This is a genomic window from Actinopolyspora lacussalsi subsp. righensis (assembly GCF_900116555.1).
In the GTDB taxonomy this organism is placed as follows: Bacteria; Actinomycetota; Actinomycetes; order Mycobacteriales; family Pseudonocardiaceae; genus Actinopolyspora; species Actinopolyspora lacussalsi.
In genome coordinates, this window is the sequence record NZ_FPAT01000002.1 from 239,202 (window position 1) to 255,223 (window position 16,022).

Sequence of the window (16,022 nt, forward strand, 5' to 3'; positions counted from 1 at the left end):
GGGTGGTGGGCTGTGAACCGCGAACGGTGCCGGTTTCGGCGGTCCGGTACTGTTTCTGCTGGGCAGCATAGGGTGTCGCGGAGTCGGTCCGACGGCCCGGTCGCGGTGCCCGTTCGATGTCTCCGCCATTCGCCGCGAGCACGGAGCGGGAGGTCGCGCCGAGTCGGGCTCGTGAAACGCGAGCCGGCAGGGTGACTACTGTCGACCGCTCCGCTGCTCGTCCTGCCGAGCCAGTCTGGCGAGCATCGCGTTGTACGCCTGCCTGGCCCGCTCGTCCTCGTCGAGGTCATCCGTGGTCCGCAGGCTCTCCACCTCGGATTCGGCCTCGCCGCCGGTTTCGGCGAGTGCGCTGCGTCTGGCGGACTCCAGCCAGTTGCCGAAACCGGCTTCCGAGCCGTTGGCACGCATCCACTGCCGCACCAGTACCAGCGCGAACACGGCCATGAGCGCGTCGCCGAAGAACCACATGATCCCGCCGCCGAGCCGCTGGTCGGCCAACACGGTCAGCGTGCCGTCGTCGATCCACCAGTCGCGCATCCTCCCGTAAGCGGGGAACAGCGGATCGTCGGCCATCATCAGGATCACGCCGATACCGGTGTCCGGTCCCATCCCCATCAGGGCGCTGAACACCCGCAACGGATAGGGGAAGTGCTGCCAGCGGGTCGGTTCGGTGCCCAGCAGTGGCAGGAACGTCAGGTAACCCGTAACCAGGTACAACACGCTCTCGGCGTGGTGCAGCCACGGGTTCAGCAGCATGACCTGCATGAACGGGGTCAGATGGGTGGCGATCAGCACCACCGAGTACAGCACCATGGTCCACGCCGGGTGGGTCAGCATGCCGACCGCTCGTCCGCGCAGGATTCGCGCCACCCGCCCGGACTCGTCCAGCTCCGACCACAGCCGCAGTGGTTTGCCGTAGACGAGCAGGGCGGGGACCAGCATGATCAGCATCAGGTGCTGCACCATGTGCATGGTGAACAGCGCGTGGCTGTAGACCGCGACGAAGCTGTTCATCGCCACGAACAGGCTCACCAGCCCGGAGGCGAACAGCCAATCGCGGTGGGCGGGCCAGGGCCGTCCCGGACTCCCGCGTCGGAGCCGTGTCACCCCGGCGGCGTAGGTGACACCGAGCAGCACGATCAGCAGATCCCACCAGAACGCGAACTTCCAGCTCAGCAGCGCACTGGTGAATGTCAGCTCTTCGACATGGTGCACACCGACACTCTCCCGCATCCGGACGCCGCGTTCGCGCGGGCGGCGCCCGGATCGTGTCCCGGAACACGCGTCGCCTCCCCGCTGGGGCGGTGTGCTCTCCCCGCCGGGGCGGAGTAGTCCCCTGCCGGGGCGGTGTGGTCTCCCTGTTGGGGCGGCGCAATTTCTCGCGAAATCGCCGCGCCTACGGTGCTCCCGAAACCGAGCCTCGACCACCCTCGCAGGCCGAACCCCGACCACGCCCGCAGCTCGCGCCGCCGCGGGTTCTCCCGTGCGGCTCTCGCGAGGACGCCGGAGACGTTGTGCAGGTCGCTACCCGATGTCTCCGGACCCGCGGCGAGAGCCGTGCGAGAGGTTCCGCCACGGCAGAGCTACGGAGACCGAGCCGGCAAAAGTTCTCAAACGGAGACCAGGGGAGAGACCGTGCTCCACCCTTCGACCTCACGCGGCTCACGTGCGCCCGGTCCGACGTAGCGGGCGGAGGGACGTACCAGTCGGCCGGTCCGCTTCTGCTCCAGGACGTGGGCGGACCAGCCAGCCAGCCGAGCACAGGTGAACATCGCGGGCATCATCGGCGTCGGTACCTGTGCGAAGTCCAGGATCACCGCTGCCCAGAACTCCACGTTGGTGGCGATCTGCCGATCGGGGCGCCGCTCGGCCAGCACCGACAGTGCCGCCTGCTCCAGTTCCGCGGCCACCTCGAACCGGGGTGAACCGAGCTGTTTGCAGGTTTCGCGCAGTACCCTCGCGCGGGGGTCCTCCGCGCGGTAGACCCGGTGCCCGAAGCCCATGAGTCGGTCGCCACGATCCAGGATCGACTCGACCACCGCGCGGGCGTCACCGCGCTGTTCGACCTCTTCGATCATCGGCAGTACCCGGGCGGGGGCACCACCGTGCAGTGGCCCGGACATGGCACCCACGGCTCCGGAGAGGCTCGCGGCGGCGTCGGCACCGGTGGAGGCGATGACCCGCGCGGTGAAGGTCGAGGCGTTGAGGCCGTGTTCGGCCGCGGAGACCCAGTAGGCATCCAGCGCCTTCACGTGTGCCGGATCCGGCTCGCCGCGCCAGCAGGTCAGGAATCGTTCGGCGACCGTGGTGCACTCGTCCAGCTCGGAGCGGGGTACCGCGGGGAGTTCCGCACCCCGGGCCGACTGGGCCGCGTAGGACAGCGCCAGCTCCGAGGCCAACGCCAGCTGGTCGCGTGCTTGTTCCTCGGTCACGTCCAGCAGTGGGGCGAACCCGTTGGTCGGTGCGACCATCGCCAGCGCCGACTGCATGTCGACACGTACGTCGCCGTTGCGCACCGGGAGTCGGTCGTCGCTCGCCGCGCCGAGGCCGTTGCCGAAGCGGCCGTCGACCAGCAGCGCCCATACGTCGCCGAACGAGACCCGGCCCGCCAGCTCCTCGATGTCCACTCCGCGGTAGCGCAGGGCACCACCGTCACGGTCCGGTTCGGCGATCTCGGTCTCGAACGCCACCACGCCCTCGAGGCCTGGGCTGACAGCGGCTTGCGTGGCTTCGTTGTTCACTGGATTCGGCATCGTCGCCTCGTCTCCTTCGTCGCCGGTTGTGCCGTCGACCCGTGCGGGCCGCGGTGGGGACGTGGCGGGGTGGTGTGGCACACGGTCGCGGAACGCGGCCGATGTCGTAGCGGTAACAGTGCACCCACTCGGTACGTGAAGGCAATCGTCGCGCCCGGTAAACGCGGAGTAATGAAAAAGATCACATCCCGTCCGGCTCGGTGGTCGCCTTCGAGGGGGTTTCGGAATCGTTCCCGAACGACGACAGCCGACTGGATCGATTACGAGATCGATCGGGACCGAACTGCGGTTCGGCCCGGCTTCGTTTTCCGTTTACCGTCGTTCGGGGAGTCGCTTCGCCTGGCGAGCGGGCGTTCGAGGTATCGCGCACCATTGCAGTTCAGTGCGAGCACATTTGACCCAGCGGTGGCGTCGCTTGAGACGTCGGTCTAGTCAGGAGGAATGGATGTCGCAGGCAAAGGCCACGTTGTCCGGGATGCGCGTGTCCTACGATGCCGAGCCGCTTCAGGAGTCGTCGCTTGCCACCACCTGGCACGAGCAGCTTCGACAGTGGTTCGACGAAGCGGTGCGGGCGGAACTGGCGGAACCGAACGCGATGGTGCTGGCAACGGCGGACGCCTCGGGGATGCCTTCTTCGCGCACGGTGCTGTGCAAGGGGATCGACGAACGTGGCCTGGTGTTCTTCACCAACTACACCTCGGCCAAGAGTCACGATCTCGGCGCCACCCGGGTGGCCGCGGCTACCTTCCCCTGGCTGTCGCTGCAGCGACAGGTGAACGTGCGCGGCACGGTCGAGAAGGTCAAACAGGAGGAGACCACCGACTACTGGGTCCACCGTCCCCGTGGTTCGCAACTCGGCGCGTGGGCCTCGCCGCAGTCCTGTGTGGTCTCCGGGCGTGCCGCGCTGGAATCCAAACTGACCGGTATCGAACGTAGGTTCTCCGATTCCGAGCGGGTTCCGGTTCCGCCGCACTGGGGCGGGTGGCGCATCCGGCCGGAGTACGTGGAGTTCTGGCAGGGACAACCGGACAGGTTGCACGATCGACTGCGGTTCGTCCGCGAGGACGACACCTGGAAGGTGCGGCGGCTCGCGCCCTGACGCGGGTGTCGGTGTTCTCGGTCCTCCTCCGGCAGGCCGCTCGGGTGGCGGAACCTCGTGCGGGGTTCTCGCTCCGGGCGCTCTCCTCGTGCGGTGCCCGACACGTCGTCGGGCGGCCCGAGCGGAGGATTCGGTTGATCAAGGTGACAGCACGGTTAACGGGATTGATCGGCTAAGACATACAGTGGTCGTGTGAACGAACACATCCCGGCTACAGGTCACCAGTTCGAGATCGTTCACGGTGGCGTGCGGGCGGTAATCACCGAGGTGGGTGCCGCGCTGCGTACTTTCGAGGTCGACGGGGTTCCCTACAGCGAGACCTACGAGGCCGACCGACTACCGCCCGGAGCCGCCGGGGCAGTACTGGTGCCGTGGCCGAATCGCGTCGCCGACGGCCGCTGGAACCTGGAGGGCGAACCGCAGCAGCTCGCGCTGACCGAGCCGGATCGGCACAACGCCATCCACGGCCTGCTGCGGCACACCCCCTGGACCGTGGGGGAACACACCTCCGCCGCCGTGGTGCTGCACGCGATGATCCCGGCACAGCCCGGCTGGCCGGTTCCGCTGCTGACGGCGGTGGAGTACTCGGTCGACGACCACGGGCTGACGGTGCGGCACACCGTGGAGAACCTCGGTTCACGTCCCGTCCCCTTCGGGATCGGGGTGCATCCCTACCCGCGGGCGGGCAATGCGGCCACCGACGAGTGCACCCTGCGGCTGTCCGCCTCCAGCGTGCTGCCGATCGATCCCGAACGGATGCTGCCCGATCGACCACCCCGCAGGCTGGAGGGCGAGGAGCAGGATCTTCGTACCGGCAAGAAGCTCGCCGGGGTGTGGTTGGACACCGCTTTCGGCGGGGCCGCACCGCTGCCGGACGATCCGGCGGGGCTGGTGCGGCACTCGTTGACCGACTCCACCGGTCACGGCGTGCAGCTGTGGGCCGATCCGATTTTCGGCTGGGTACAGGTCTACACGGCGGCCGACTTCCCGGAGCGTGGCAGGGCGGTCGCGGTGGAGCCGATGACCTGCCCGCCCGACGCGTTGAACTCCGGGACCGACCTGATCGTGCTGGAACAGGGGCAGACCTGGTCGGCGCGTTGGGGCCTCCGCCCCATCGGCTGAGGCGCCCGGTAGTCCGCGAACCACCGGGTGCCCGCGGGTGTGCACGTGCGAGTGCTTCCGGCCCGTCCCCGCTGGCGAGGTGTGCGGCGAGTGCGGCGGGTACTGTCGCCGGGTCGGTCCGGGACCAGGTTCACGTCTTCGCCAGCTCGCGGCCGATCACCATCCGCTGGATCTGGTTGGTTCCCTCGAAGATCTGCAACACCTTCGCTTCGCGCATGTAGCGTTCCGCGGGGAAGTCCCTGGTGTAGCCGGCACCTCCCAACACCTGCACGGCGTCGGTGGTGACCTTCATGGCGGCGTCCGTCGCGACCAGCTTGGCCACCGAGGCCTGCCTGCCGAAGGATCGACCCGCGTCGCGGCGCCGTGCCGCGTCCAGGTAGGTCGCCCGGGCCGACTGCACGGCGGCTTCCATGTCGGCGATCATGAACTCGATCCCTTGGAAGTCGATGATCGATCGGCCGAACTGCGTGCGTTGCCGCGCGTAGCCCACCGCCAGGTCGAGCGCCGCCTGTGCCAGCCCCACGGCGCAGGCCGCGATTCCCAGCCTCCCGGAATCGAGCGCGCGCAGCGCGATGCGCAGTCCGTTGCCCTCGCCCCCGACGAGCCGCTGTTCCGAGACCCGGGCGTCGTCGAGGACGAGTTCCGTGGTGGGCGAGCCGGTCAGCCCCATCTTGTGCTCCGGTTTTCCGGCTTTGAGCCCCGGCGTGTTCCCGTCGACCAGCAGGCAGCTGATCTCCGTGTCCGAGGTTCTGGTCAGCAGGGTGTAGAAGTCGGCCACCCCGCCGTGGGTGATCCAGCACTTGGTGCCGTTGACCGCGTACTCGGCACCGTTCCGTTCCGCGCGGGTTCGCAGGGCGGCCGCGTCCGAACCGGCCTGTGGTTCGGACAGCGCGTAGGCGCCCAGGGTGTGGCCGCCGAGCATCTCGCCGAGCCAGCGTTCGCGCTGCTCGTCCGTGCCGAACTCGACCAGCGGGTAGCAGGACATGGTGTGCACCGACAGGCCGACTCCCACGGTCATCCACGCGCTGCTGATCTCCTCCAGCACCTGGAGGTAGGTCTCGTAGGGCTGGTTCGCCCCGCCGTACTCCTCCGGGTACGGCAGGCTCAGCAACCCGGCTTCGCCGAGCAGCTCGAACTTGTCGTGGGGGAAGCTCTCGTTCTCCTCCGCGCGCGCCGCCTCCGGTGCCAGTTCGTTCCGGGCCATGTCCCTCGTGAGGTTGAGCAGGTCGGTTGCCTCGGTGGTGGCGAGAATTCGTTCGACTGGCATCAAAGACCCCGGATGTCGTGCCTTGTAGTACTCTGTTGAGTACTCAAGGACTTAATAGAGTACTGTTGATGACGTATAGTACTGCTGTCGAGTACTCGGCGAAACCGGTTTCGACCTGTTGCCGTCCCGAGGGACGGTTCATCCCTCCGCCTGTGGCAGCCTCGAACGATGACTCATTCCCGTCCGGCGGAAACCGCTCACGAGCCGTGTGACACCGCCCGAACGCCGGCTGTGCGGGCCCGTCGGGCGGAACTGCTGGACCGGCTGTGCGAGCTGTTCCTGGCCGAGGGCTTCGCGCACTTCACCCTGGACGAGCTGGCCGGACGCATGCACTGCTCCAAGTCCACCCTTTACACGCTGGCGCACAGCAAGGAACAGCTCGCCGTGCGCGTGGTGGGGCACTTCTTCAAACGAGCCACCGGCAACATCGAGCGACGAGTCGCCGAGTGCACCGACCCGCGTTCCCGGATGCGCACGTACCTCAAGGCGGCAGCGGCCGAGTTGGCCCCCGCTAGCAGGCGGTTCATCGCGGACATGGCGAGCAATCCGGCGACCCGAGCCAGTTACGAGTCCAACGCGAGGGCGGCCGCCGACCGGATTCGACAGGACGTGCACGAAGGGGTGCGGACGGGTGTCTTCCGCGAGGTCGACTCCGCGCTGGTGGCCGAGATGGTCGGACTCACGCTCTCGGCCATCCAACGCGGTGAGATCTCCGAGCGGACGGGGCTTTCCGACGCGGCGGCTTTCGACGCGCTCTCGGACTTCCTGGTGGGAGGGCTGTCCGCCTCGGAGACCGATCCGGCGCGGAGCACGGAAGAAGACGGTACGGAGGAAAGTTGATTCTCATCTGCGGTGAGGCCCTGGTCGATCTGGTTCCCGGTGAAGCACGTGGGGGCGAGCTCGCGCCGTTGCATCCCCGACTCGGTGGCGGTCCCTACAACGTCGCCATCGCGCTGGGCAGGCTGGCGACTCCGGTGGGAATGTTCACCCGGTTGTCCCGTGACCGGTTCGGTGTCGAACTGCTGAAGCGGCTTCACGAAGCCGGTGCCGACACCACCGAGGTGCAGGTGGGGACGGAGCCGACCACGCTCGCGGTGGTGGAGCTGGACGAGCGGGGATCCGCTCGGTACGGCTTCCACACCGAGGGCACCGCCGCGCCGCTCGTCGCGGACCCCGGTGACCTGCCCCCGGAGGTCGAGGCGCTCTCCTTCGGGACGCTGGCGATGGTGCTGGAGCCGGGAGCCTCGGTGCACGAGCGGGTGCTGTTCCGGGAATCCGAACGGGGGCGGTTCACAGCGCTCGATCCGAACATCCGGGCGGATCTGATCGAGGACCCGGACGCCTACCGGCGACGTTTCCTGAGCTGGTTGCCCGCGGTGGACCTGTTGAAGCTCTCGGTCGAGGACGCCGCGTGGCTGGCCGGCTCGGAGTCGGCGGTCGAATCGCCGGAGCTGTTCGAGGCGTTACGGGACTGGCTCGGTCGTGGTCCGGCAGCGGTGGTGCTGACCAGGGGCGCCGACGGGATGGCGGTGTTGACCGCGGACGGCGGGATCGTCGAGGTGGCCGCCGCGGCGACGTCGGTTGTGGACACGATCGGGGCGGGGGACACCATTCAGGCCGCGCTGCTGTGCTGGTTGCGCAGTGCCGGGGCGTTGTCCGCTGCCGCGGTGCGCGGGCTTTCGGCGGCGGACTGGACCGCAGCGCTGAACTTCGCGGCAGCGGCGGCCGGGGTCACGGTCTCCCGCCAGGGGGCCGAACCGCCCTACGCCTCCGAACTCTGAACCGCGTACCGACGGCCGGCGCGGCGGTTTCGCGAGAAATTGGCGCCCCTGCGGCGCAGTGCCGAACTCCCACCACGCCCGTAGGCCGAGCCCCGAGCACTCTCGCGATCGGCACCGCCGCGGGTTCTCCGGAGCGAGAGCCGTGCCGGAGGTTCCGCAAAACGAGCCACTCGGTAGCCGGTGGGGCGGCGATCCTCGGACAGACGTGAAAGAGGGGCACCCCTTGGGAGCCGGGGTGCCCCTCACTCACCTGTGGAACCGGCACAGCCATTTCTGGCGTGCCGATCGTCGACGGGAGTCCTCGCTTCAGAGCACGTCGATGTTCACGAGGAGGTCGATCAGCGACTGAATAATGACCACGTTGCTTTCCTTTGCTCAATTTGGCGATTGTTTTTCATGTTGCGGCCGCGATGAAGAAGTTAGTGGTGTTTCCGGGATTTGTCTGTCACACGGAAGTGCAAAGTGATCAATACTCTTCGTGTCAGGTGAACACGCCAGGTGTTTGCGAAACACTTTCGTGAAAAACATTCGCAGCATGTTTCCCGGTGAATATCACGTTTCGTATTCGAGTGGTGGCGCGTTGTTGGGTGTTTTCCGAGGTGGGGTCCTCGCGGTGGTGCTCCCGGGTGTCAGCGGGTCTTGCTGTGGTGCGTAGAAGCGATCCGTTAACTCGAAAGAGTGTTGATTCACTCGTGCGAGTGAGCATCATGCCCTTGAGAGAAATAGTGACGTCGGTCACTTTTCGAGGATTCGGTTGTCGATCAGTGGTCGATCTTCCGGCGCGATTTCCCGCGCCGTCCTTCGCGCGGTCGGCCTCTCCCACCTGCCCCTCCCCGCGAACCGGGCTGTGATGCCGACAACTCGAGGTGTGACGTGTGCGCTTCGGCGGGATGAACAACGGGTGTGATCGTGGTCCCACCTTCCCGTTTCAGCTGACACCGTTGCTGCGTGAGAGGCCTTTCGCGGTCTAGCGTGACTACTGACAGGACCCCAATGGGGTGGTGCTGCGGCGGTTCGGAGTGATCCCGGCCGGCGTGTGCGCTCGATCGGGAACGGGTGACCCCGGCGCCTCGGGCGTCGGACGTACCGCTGGTCGGCGGCAGTACCCCCCAGACTGAGCGCGAGAGGTTCGGAGAATGCCCGACGACGCGACCGCCAAACGCACCGTCGCGCTGCGCTACGACGCCGGCGAGCACGAAATGGGCGTGACCGCTCCCACCGAAGGCGCGCCCGGTGTCAATTTGGACAAGTTGATGGCCAAAACCGGTTTGGTGACGCTCGATCCGGGCTTCGTCAACACCGCGGCCTGCGAATCCGACATCACCTACATCGACGGCGATGCCGGGATTCTGCGCTACCGGGGCTATCCCATCGAGGAGCTCGCGGACAAGTCGAACTTCGTCGAGGTCAGCTACCTGCTGATCTACGGCGAGCTGCCCACCGCGGAGCAGTACGAGGACTTCGCCGACCGGGTCCGCAGGCACACGCTGCTGCACGAGGACCTGCGCAAGTTCTTCGACGGGTTCCCCAGGGACGCGCACCCCATGCCGGTGCTCTCCTCGGCGGTCTCGGCGCTGTCCACCTTCTACCAGGACAGCCTGAATCCGTTCGACCGGCAGCAGGTCGAGCTGTCCACCCACAGGTTGCTCGCCAAGCTGCCGACGATCGCGGCCTACGCGTACAAGAAGTCCGCCGGTCAGCCGTTCCTCTATCCTGACAACTCGCTCGGTCTGGTGGAGAACTTCCTGCGGATGACGTTCGGCTTCCCCGCGGAGCCGTACGAGGTCGATCCGACCATGGCTCGTGCGCTGGACCTGCTGTTCATCCTGCACGCGGATCACGAGCAGAACTGCTCCACCTCGACCGTTCGGATGGTCGGCTCCTCCGAGGCGAATCTGTTCGCCAGTATCTCGGCCGGTATCAACGCCCTGTTCGGGCCGCTGCACGGCGGCGCGAACAGCGCGGTGCTGGACATGCTGGAGGGGATCCGCGCCGACGGCGGAGACGTCGACTCCTTCGTGTCCCGGGTGAAGAACAAGGAACCCGGCGTCAAGCTCATGGGCTTCGGGCACCGCGTCTACAAGAACTACGATCCGCGTGCCCGGATCATCAAGAAGACGGCCGACGAGGTGCTGGAAAAGCTCGGCTCCAACGATCCGCTGCTGGACATCGCGCTCAAGCTGGAGGAGCGTGCGCTCTCCGACGACTACTTCATCGAGCGCAACCTCTACCCGAACGTGGACTTCTACACCGGCCTGATCTACAAGGCCATGGGCTTTCCCACCAAGTTCTTCACCGTGCTGTTCGCCCTCGGGCGGCTGCCGGGCTGGATCGCCCACTGGCGCGAGATGCTGGACGACCCCGCCCGCAAGATCAGCAGGCCGCGTCAGGTCTACACCGGCCAGGCGCAGCGTGCCTACGTGCCGATGAACGAGCGCTGAATCCTTCTCGGAATCCTGTTGCGCTCAGGTGCACCGAACGGGCCGCTCGGATGGTCGAGCGGCCCGTTCGCTCGTTCGTGCCCGCGAACACGCCTCTCAGGAGCGCGTCAGGAAGCCCGCAGCGCGTCCTTGAGCCGAACCCTGGCTCCGGTGCGCAGCACCGCGTTCGAGTAGATCCGGCCGCCCAGCCACAGCACGGCCGCGCTCGCCACCAGCGAGAGCACCACCGAGAGCGCCCCCTGCCACAGCGGCACCCCACCGAGCGCGAGCCGCATCGGCATCAGCATGGGCGAGAAGCCCGGAATCATCGAAAGCACCGTCCCGGCGGTGCCGTCGGGATTGGTCGGCAGTACCGACACCCCGACGAAGAACGGCACGATCAGCAGCATGATCACCGGGGTTATCACGCTCTGCAGATCCTCCTGGCGCGAGACCAGCGAGGAAGCCGCCGCGAGCATCGTCGCGTAGAGCGTGAAGCCGAGCAGGAACCACAGCACCGCCCAGCCGAGCAGCCCCGCCACGGTGAAGGTGGGCAGGGTCAGTACGGCTGTGACGGTGGCAGCGGCGAACCCGAGCACCCCGATCACCGCGAACTGGATCAGCCCGGTGATCCCGATCCCGACGATCTTTCCGGCCATCAGCTCGGTGCTGCGGATGGTCGCCAGCAACACCTCCACGACCCTGCTGGACTTCTCCTCCACGACGCCCTGCGAGATCATCTGGCCGGTCATGATCAGGAACATGTACAGTAGGAAGGTGGAGACCATCGCGATGATCAGTCGCTGGGCCTTCTCCGCGTCGGAGATCCCGGCCATCGGTCCGTCCGCCGCGTCCTGCGAGCCCCCCATGGAGATGATCGCCACTTCGCCCTGACCGGCCCGGTCGCGCACCGCCCGGGGATCCAGGCCCGCGTCCGACATCTCGGCGTCGAGCTGGTTGTTGTAGGTGATCGTGGTGAGTGCTCTTTCCAGGTGCGGGAAGACGTGTTCTTCCACGAACAGCTCCGGAGCGGTGGGGGTTCCCGCGACCACCCCGTCGAGTTCGCCCTCGCGCACCAGGTTCTTGCCCGTCTCGGTGTCGGTGACCTTCCGGACGCTGATGGCGGGCAGGTCCACCCCCGCCTTCCGTTCCAGCGGTTCGGCGAGCCCGTTCGCGGACTGGGTGATCCCCAGCCGAGTCGTGCTGTCCGAGGCACTCAGGTCGTCCTCGGGTGCGTTAGAAGCGCCAGCGAAGAGCGTCACCACCGGGAACGCCAGCACCAGCAGTGCCATGAACAGCGTTCCCAGTACGAACGCCCGGGTTCGCACCCTGGTCTGCAGTTCGCGCCGGGCGACCAGCCATACGGTGTGCAGTGTCCGTTTCACTCGTCGGGCTCCTCGGTTACGGCGTCGCGGAACAGTTCGGTCAGGCTGGGACGGGTTCTGCTGAACTCGTGCACCGGGCCGGTTTCCAGTGCGGCACGCAGCACCCGCTGGTCGTCGGCCGTGTCGTCGAGCCGCAGTGTGGTGTGTCCGTTCTCGCTGCTCTCGACGCTCACGCCGGGCAGCCCTTCCGCCCAGTCGCGCGGTGCTTCCGGCGCGTGCACGTTCAACCGCACCGGGCCGTTGGACCGCAGTTCCTCGACGGTGCCGTCGGCGATCATTCTGCCGCGGCGCACGATGCCCACCCGGTCGCACAGTCGCTGCACCAGTTCGAGCTGATGACTGGAGAACACCACCGGAACACCGCGGTCGCGCATCTCAAGCAGCACGGTGCTCATCACTTCGACGGCCACGGGGTCCAGGCCGGAGAAGGGCTCGTCGAGGATCAGGACGGCCGGGTCGTGGATCAGCGCGGCGGCCAGCTGCACCCGCTGCTGGTTTCCCAGACTGAGTTTCTGCAGCTGGTCCTCGCGGCGTTCGGACAGCTCCAGCCGTTCGGTCCACCGGTTCGCGGCGCGGTCGGCCGCCGCGCGTTCCATGCCGTGCAGCTCGCCCAGGTACCGCAGCTGTTCCAGCACCTTCATCTTCGGGTAGAGCCCGCGTTCCTCCGGCATGTAGCCGATCCGGCTGCGTGTCATCCGGTCGACGGGCGCGTCGTCGTAGCGCACCTGCCCCGAGTCCGCCGCGAGCACACCCAGCGCGATCCGCATGGTGGTGGTTTTCCCGGCGCCGTTGCTGCCGACGAACCCCAGCATCTCCCCGCTTCGCACGGTGAGTGACATTTCGTCGAGGGCCACGACGTCCCCGTAGCGTTTGGAGATCCGGTCGATCTCCAGCGCGCCTTCGGGCACGGAATTCTCCTTCGGTTGTCGTTGACGACGGTGTTCCGCCGTCAGCCACGCGTGTCGTGCTGTGCTCCGCGCACCGGTGTCATCCGAACGTGGCTACGCACCACACGCGAGTTCGGTTCGAATCTTCACCCTATCGGTGGAAGCGCGGCGGTTGGGAGCTTTCGCGTCGCTCCGTTACCGGTCGGGAAGGCCCGGACCGAGGGAGGGGCGGCTCCGTGGCACGTTCCGCTGTCCCGGGTGCCGCGATTCTCGGCCATGGAACCTGCGAGCGACCGGAGATGACTGTGCTGCGGATGGATGGTTGTGCGGAGTTGGCCGCAGGCGCTTGGCCCGGGTGGGTGTCGATTTCTCGCGAAATCGCCGCGCGGGTGAGGCGCACGGCCCGATCTCCGTCGATTTCTCGCGAAATCGCCGGACCGGGTGGCGGCCCGGATCAGTGGTACACGCCGCGCAGCGCCCTGGTCACCAGGTCGGCCACCCGGGGCAACGCCCTCGCCCGGATCTCGGGGGGCAGACCGGGCGGCATTCTGCGGTCGAGCACGTCGGCCGCGTTCATCGCTCCCTCGTGCCGTACCGCCCACACCACCTCGGCGGCGCTGGTCGAGAGCTCGGGGACGACCGGTTCGCCCAGCGCCGGGTCGAGCTCGGTGATCGCCGACACGCGTTCGGCCTCGGTGCCGTAGCGGTCGATCAGCCGTCGCTCCGCACCCAGTTCGGCGAGTTTCCCCCGATCCGCTGCCCCTACCAGCGGCGTCTTCGCCGTGCGGCTGTTCCCGGCGCGGAGCCCGCAATCGCGCACGGCCCTGTCGACGGCCTCGACCGCGGCCGTGCGGTACGGCGCGAGAGCACCTCGCAGCACGCTGATGACCCCGGCGGGTGAGGTGTGCACGTGGTGCTCCCGGCTTCGGGAGTCCGACAGCGCCTCCAACGTGGCGCCCCCTGTCCCGCGCGAGGCATCCCGTCGGCTACGGGCTCGCCGGGGAACCACGTGCGACACCACCTGGCTGTCCAGCGGATCCGCGGTGCGCGCCGCCGGACCGAGCAGTTCGGCGGCTGCGGCGAGCAGCCCGCTCGCCTCGGAGTCGCTCGGCTTCGGTCGTTCAGCGGTTTCCGGGGGAGTGCCGTCGGGTTCGACGCTGCCTGCCGTGACCAGCAGTCGGTCCCCCGGTTGTGGGACGCACCGCACGGCTTGCCCGGAGTCATCGGCCGTCGGTGCGGTCAGCCCGGTCGCGGTGAGCCCCACGGCCGCGGCATCGAGCACGATCCCCGGCGTCCGGAAGGTGCTCAGCGATGGGTGGTCGACCAGCTCGGCCGAGCGCGGACCGGTCGCGTTGATCACCGCACGGGCCTTCAACCGGATCTCGGAGTCCCCGAGCCGGTCCACCACATCCGCCCCGTCGCGGTGCAGTCGGGTGGCACGGACCCTGGTGAGCACACGTGCGCCGAGTCCGGCGGCAGTGCGCGCCAGTGCCACCGCCAACCTCGCCCCGTCCGGCAGTTGGGCCCCGAACTCCAGCAGCCCGCCCCGCAGCCCCGGCACGGACAACCCGGGAGCCAGCGCGCGTGCTTCGGCGGCTGGGATCCGGCGTGGTGCCGGGAGCGTTGTCGCCGGAGTGCCCGCCGCGACGCGCATCGCGTTCGCACTGTTCGACCGGGCCAGCAGCCCCAGCTCCGCGCCGCGCGGCACTCCGCTGTCCAGCGGCACGAGCAGCGGCAACGTGCGCACCAGGTACGGAGCGGTGGTGCGCAGCAGCACCTCGCGCTCCACGGCGTCGCGGCGTGCCCGGACGAGTTCCGCCGGACGGCCGTCGCGGGGACGACCGTCCGGCAGGAAGTCCGACCACCGTGGACAGTGGCTCGCCAGGTCCTCGGCCTCGACCAGCGTGACCGACAGCCCTCGGCGAGCCGCGTCCAGGGCGACGGCGGCGCCGGTGACCCCGCCGCCCACGACCAGCACGTCCGGACGCGCCCCGGCTGCCAGTTCCGCGAGTTCCGCGTCGCGCCTGGCCGCGTGCAACGACGTGGCGCGCGGGGAAGTGCCGCTCGGTGATTCGGTCATGATCACGTCAGTCCCGTTCCGGCGGTGTGGCGCTGTTCGGGAGTCGGACCAACGCGGCGGGGCGTCGACTCACGTGCGGGCCACCCGACCAGTTACGCGGATTCCGCTGTGAATCATCGGACGTTGACGATCATCTTGCCCGTGTTGTCCCCGCGAAGCACTCCGAGGAACGCCTCGGGAGCGTTGCGCAGCCCGTCCACCGTGGTCTCTTCGTAGTGCAGCTTGCCCTCCCGAACCAGCGGGGCGACGTGCTCGAAGAAGTCCCGTTTGCGGTGACCGTTGTCGTTGACGATGAAGCCCCGCATGCTCAGCCGCTTGGTCACGAACTGGAACATGTTGCGTGGGCCGGGCTGCGCCTCGGTGACGTTGTACTGCGAGATCGCACCACAGGCGGCGATACGACCGAAGTCGTTCATCGCGCCGATGGCGGCCTCCAGGTGGTCACCACCGACGTTGTCGAAGTAGACGTCGATGCCGTCCGGAGCGGCCTCGCGCAGCTGCTCTGCCACCGGGCCGTCCTTGTAGTTGAACGCCGCGTCGAAGCCCAGGTCCTCGGTGAGGTGGCGGACCTTCTCGGCCGAACCGGCACTGCCGATCACGCGCTTGGCACCGTTCAGCTTCGCGAGCTGCCCCACCAGCGAGCCCACGGCGCCCGCCGCGCCGGAGACGAACACGGTGTCGCCCTCCTGGAACTCGGCCTTGTCCATCAGGCCCACGTAGGCCGTCAGGCCGGGCATGCCGAGCACGCTCAGGTAGGCGTTCGGCGGGGCCTCGTCGGAGACCGTGGTCGCCTGCGACTCGTCCACCAGGGCGTATTCCCGCCAGCCGAGGCTGTGCAGCACGAGTTGGCCCGCCTCGAACTTCTCCGAGGCGCTGACCACGACCTCGCCGACGGCGCCGCCGTCCAGCGGCTTGCCGACCTCGAAGGGGGCGACGTAGGACTTGGCCGCGCTCATTCGGCCCCGCATGTAGGGGTCGACGCTCATCACCTTGTTGCGCACCAGAAGCTGTCCCGACTCCGGCTGGGGGACGGGTGCTTCCGCGACCTCGAAGTTGTCGTGGGTGGGCCACCCCTGCGGACGGGATGCCAGCCGGATTTCCACGCCCGTGGTCGGGACGGATGAGTCGCTCACGAGAACCTCCATATGCGGAACTAACTAGTACCGTAATTTTACCCGTACTGCCGGGGTGTCGCCATGTGGCGAGCCCGCGTGGTGCGATCGTACCG

Annotated in this window: 12 protein-coding genes; 5 read left to right on the top strand and 7 right to left on the bottom strand. The window is 68.0% G+C overall.

The annotated features are described in order from the left end of the window. Positions 1-195: 195 nt before the first annotated feature. Together BM394_RS04570 and BM394_RS04575 are read right to left on the bottom strand one after the other, a co-directional pair. On the bottom strand, positions 196-1,215 hold the full coding sequence (locus tag BM394_RS04570) for a cytochrome c oxidase assembly protein (RefSeq protein WP_245779968.1): 1,020 nt from the start codon (positions 1,213-1,215) through the stop codon (positions 196-198). Positions 1,216-1,610: 395 nt separating this feature from the next. Further along, positions 1,611-2,753: a citrate synthase 2 gene (locus BM394_RS04575; RefSeq protein ID WP_092974257.1), complete on the bottom strand. Its 1,143-nt coding sequence runs from the start codon at positions 2,751-2,753 to the stop codon at positions 1,611-1,613. Positions 2,754-3,198: 445 nt separating this feature from the next. Between BM394_RS04575 and pdxH the strand changes: the two genes are divergently transcribed. Next, a complete protein-coding gene (pdxH, locus tag BM394_RS04580) occupies positions 3,199-3,852 on the top strand; it encodes a pyridoxamine 5'-phosphate oxidase (protein ID WP_092974260.1) in 654 nt (217 codons plus the stop codon). A gap of 192 nt (positions 3,853-4,044) precedes the next feature. Then, on the top strand, positions 4,045-4,974 hold the full coding sequence (locus tag BM394_RS04585) for an aldose 1-epimerase family protein (RefSeq protein WP_092974263.1): 930 nt from the start codon (positions 4,045-4,047) through the stop codon (positions 4,972-4,974). Positions 4,975-5,104: 130 nt separating this feature from the next. Here the strand turns inward: BM394_RS04585 and BM394_RS04590 are convergent, their stop codons facing one another. Continuing rightward, entirely contained in the window at positions 5,105-6,241 is a 1,137-nt protein-coding gene (locus BM394_RS04590; RefSeq protein ID WP_092974266.1) for an acyl-CoA dehydrogenase family protein, read from the bottom strand. A gap of 168 nt (positions 6,242-6,409) precedes the next feature. Here BM394_RS04590 and BM394_RS04595 point away from each other — a divergent pair, with 168 nt between their 5' ends. From BM394_RS04595 to BM394_RS04605, 3 genes are all read left to right on the top strand, one after another. Beyond that, positions 6,410-7,081, top strand: a complete 672-nt coding sequence (locus BM394_RS04595; RefSeq protein WP_092974269.1) for a TetR/AcrR family transcriptional regulator — start codon at positions 6,410-6,412, stop codon at positions 7,079-7,081. Next, a complete protein-coding gene (locus BM394_RS04600) occupies positions 7,078-8,022 on the top strand; it encodes a carbohydrate kinase family protein (RefSeq protein ID WP_092974272.1) in 945 nt (314 codons plus the stop codon). The genes BM394_RS04595 and BM394_RS04600 overlap by 4 nt, the downstream gene beginning before the upstream one ends. Before the next feature lie 1,136 nt (positions 8,023-9,158). Beyond that, positions 9,159-10,463 (top strand): citrate synthase, encoded by a 1,305-nt coding sequence (locus tag BM394_RS04605; protein ID WP_092628874.1) that lies wholly within the window; start codon positions 9,159-9,161, stop codon positions 10,461-10,463. 107 nt (positions 10,464-10,570) lie between these two features. Here the strand turns inward: BM394_RS04605 and BM394_RS04610 are convergent, their stop codons facing one another. The 4 genes from BM394_RS04610 to BM394_RS04625 form a co-directional block, all read right to left on the bottom strand. Continuing rightward, positions 10,571-11,827: an ABC transporter permease gene (locus BM394_RS04610; protein ID WP_092974275.1), complete on the bottom strand. Its 1,257-nt coding sequence runs from the start codon at positions 11,825-11,827 to the stop codon at positions 10,571-10,573. After that, positions 11,824-12,735: an ABC transporter ATP-binding protein gene (locus tag BM394_RS04615; protein ID WP_092974278.1), complete on the bottom strand. Its 912-nt coding sequence runs from the start codon at positions 12,733-12,735 to the stop codon at positions 11,824-11,826. The genes BM394_RS04610 and BM394_RS04615 overlap by 4 nt, the downstream gene beginning before the upstream one ends. A 433-nt stretch (positions 12,736-13,168) precedes the next feature. Then, complete coding sequence (locus tag BM394_RS04620; protein WP_175529957.1) at positions 13,169-14,794, bottom strand: FAD-dependent oxidoreductase; 1,626 nt, start codon at positions 14,792-14,794, stop codon at positions 13,169-13,171. Between the two features lie 113 nt (positions 14,795-14,907). Then, on the bottom strand, positions 14,908-15,939 hold the full coding sequence (locus BM394_RS04625) for an NADP-dependent oxidoreductase (protein ID WP_092974284.1): 1,032 nt from the start codon (positions 15,937-15,939) through the stop codon (positions 14,908-14,910). Positions 15,940-16,022: the final 83 nt, after the last annotated feature.

What these genes read in the sequence shown, in the direction of transcription:
- BM394_RS04575 (WP_092974257.1), bottom strand. Translation starts at nt 2,753, where the DNA reads ATGCCGAATCCAGTGAACAACGAAGCCACGCAAGCCGCTGTCAGCCCA.
- pdxH (WP_092974260.1), top strand. Translation starts at nt 3,199, where the DNA reads ATGTCGCAGGCAAAGGCCACGTTGTCCGGGATGCGCGTGTCCTACGAT.
- BM394_RS04590 (WP_092974266.1), bottom strand. Translation starts at nt 6,241, where the DNA reads ATGCCAGTCGAACGAATTCTCGCCACCACCGAGGCAACCGACCTGCTC.
- BM394_RS04595 (WP_092974269.1), top strand. Translation starts at nt 6,410, where the DNA reads ATGACTCATTCCCGTCCGGCGGAAACCGCTCACGAGCCGTGTGACACC.
- BM394_RS04605 (WP_092628874.1), top strand. Translation starts at nt 9,159, where the DNA reads ATGCCCGACGACGCGACCGCCAAACGCACCGTCGCGCTGCGCTACGAC.
- BM394_RS04620 (WP_175529957.1), bottom strand. Translation starts at nt 14,794, where the DNA reads ATGACCGAATCACCGAGCGGCACTTCCCCGCGCGCCACGTCGTTGCAC.
- BM394_RS04625 (WP_092974284.1), bottom strand. Translation starts at nt 15,939, where the DNA reads ATGGAGGTTCTCGTGAGCGACTCATCCGTCCCGACCACGGGCGTGGAA.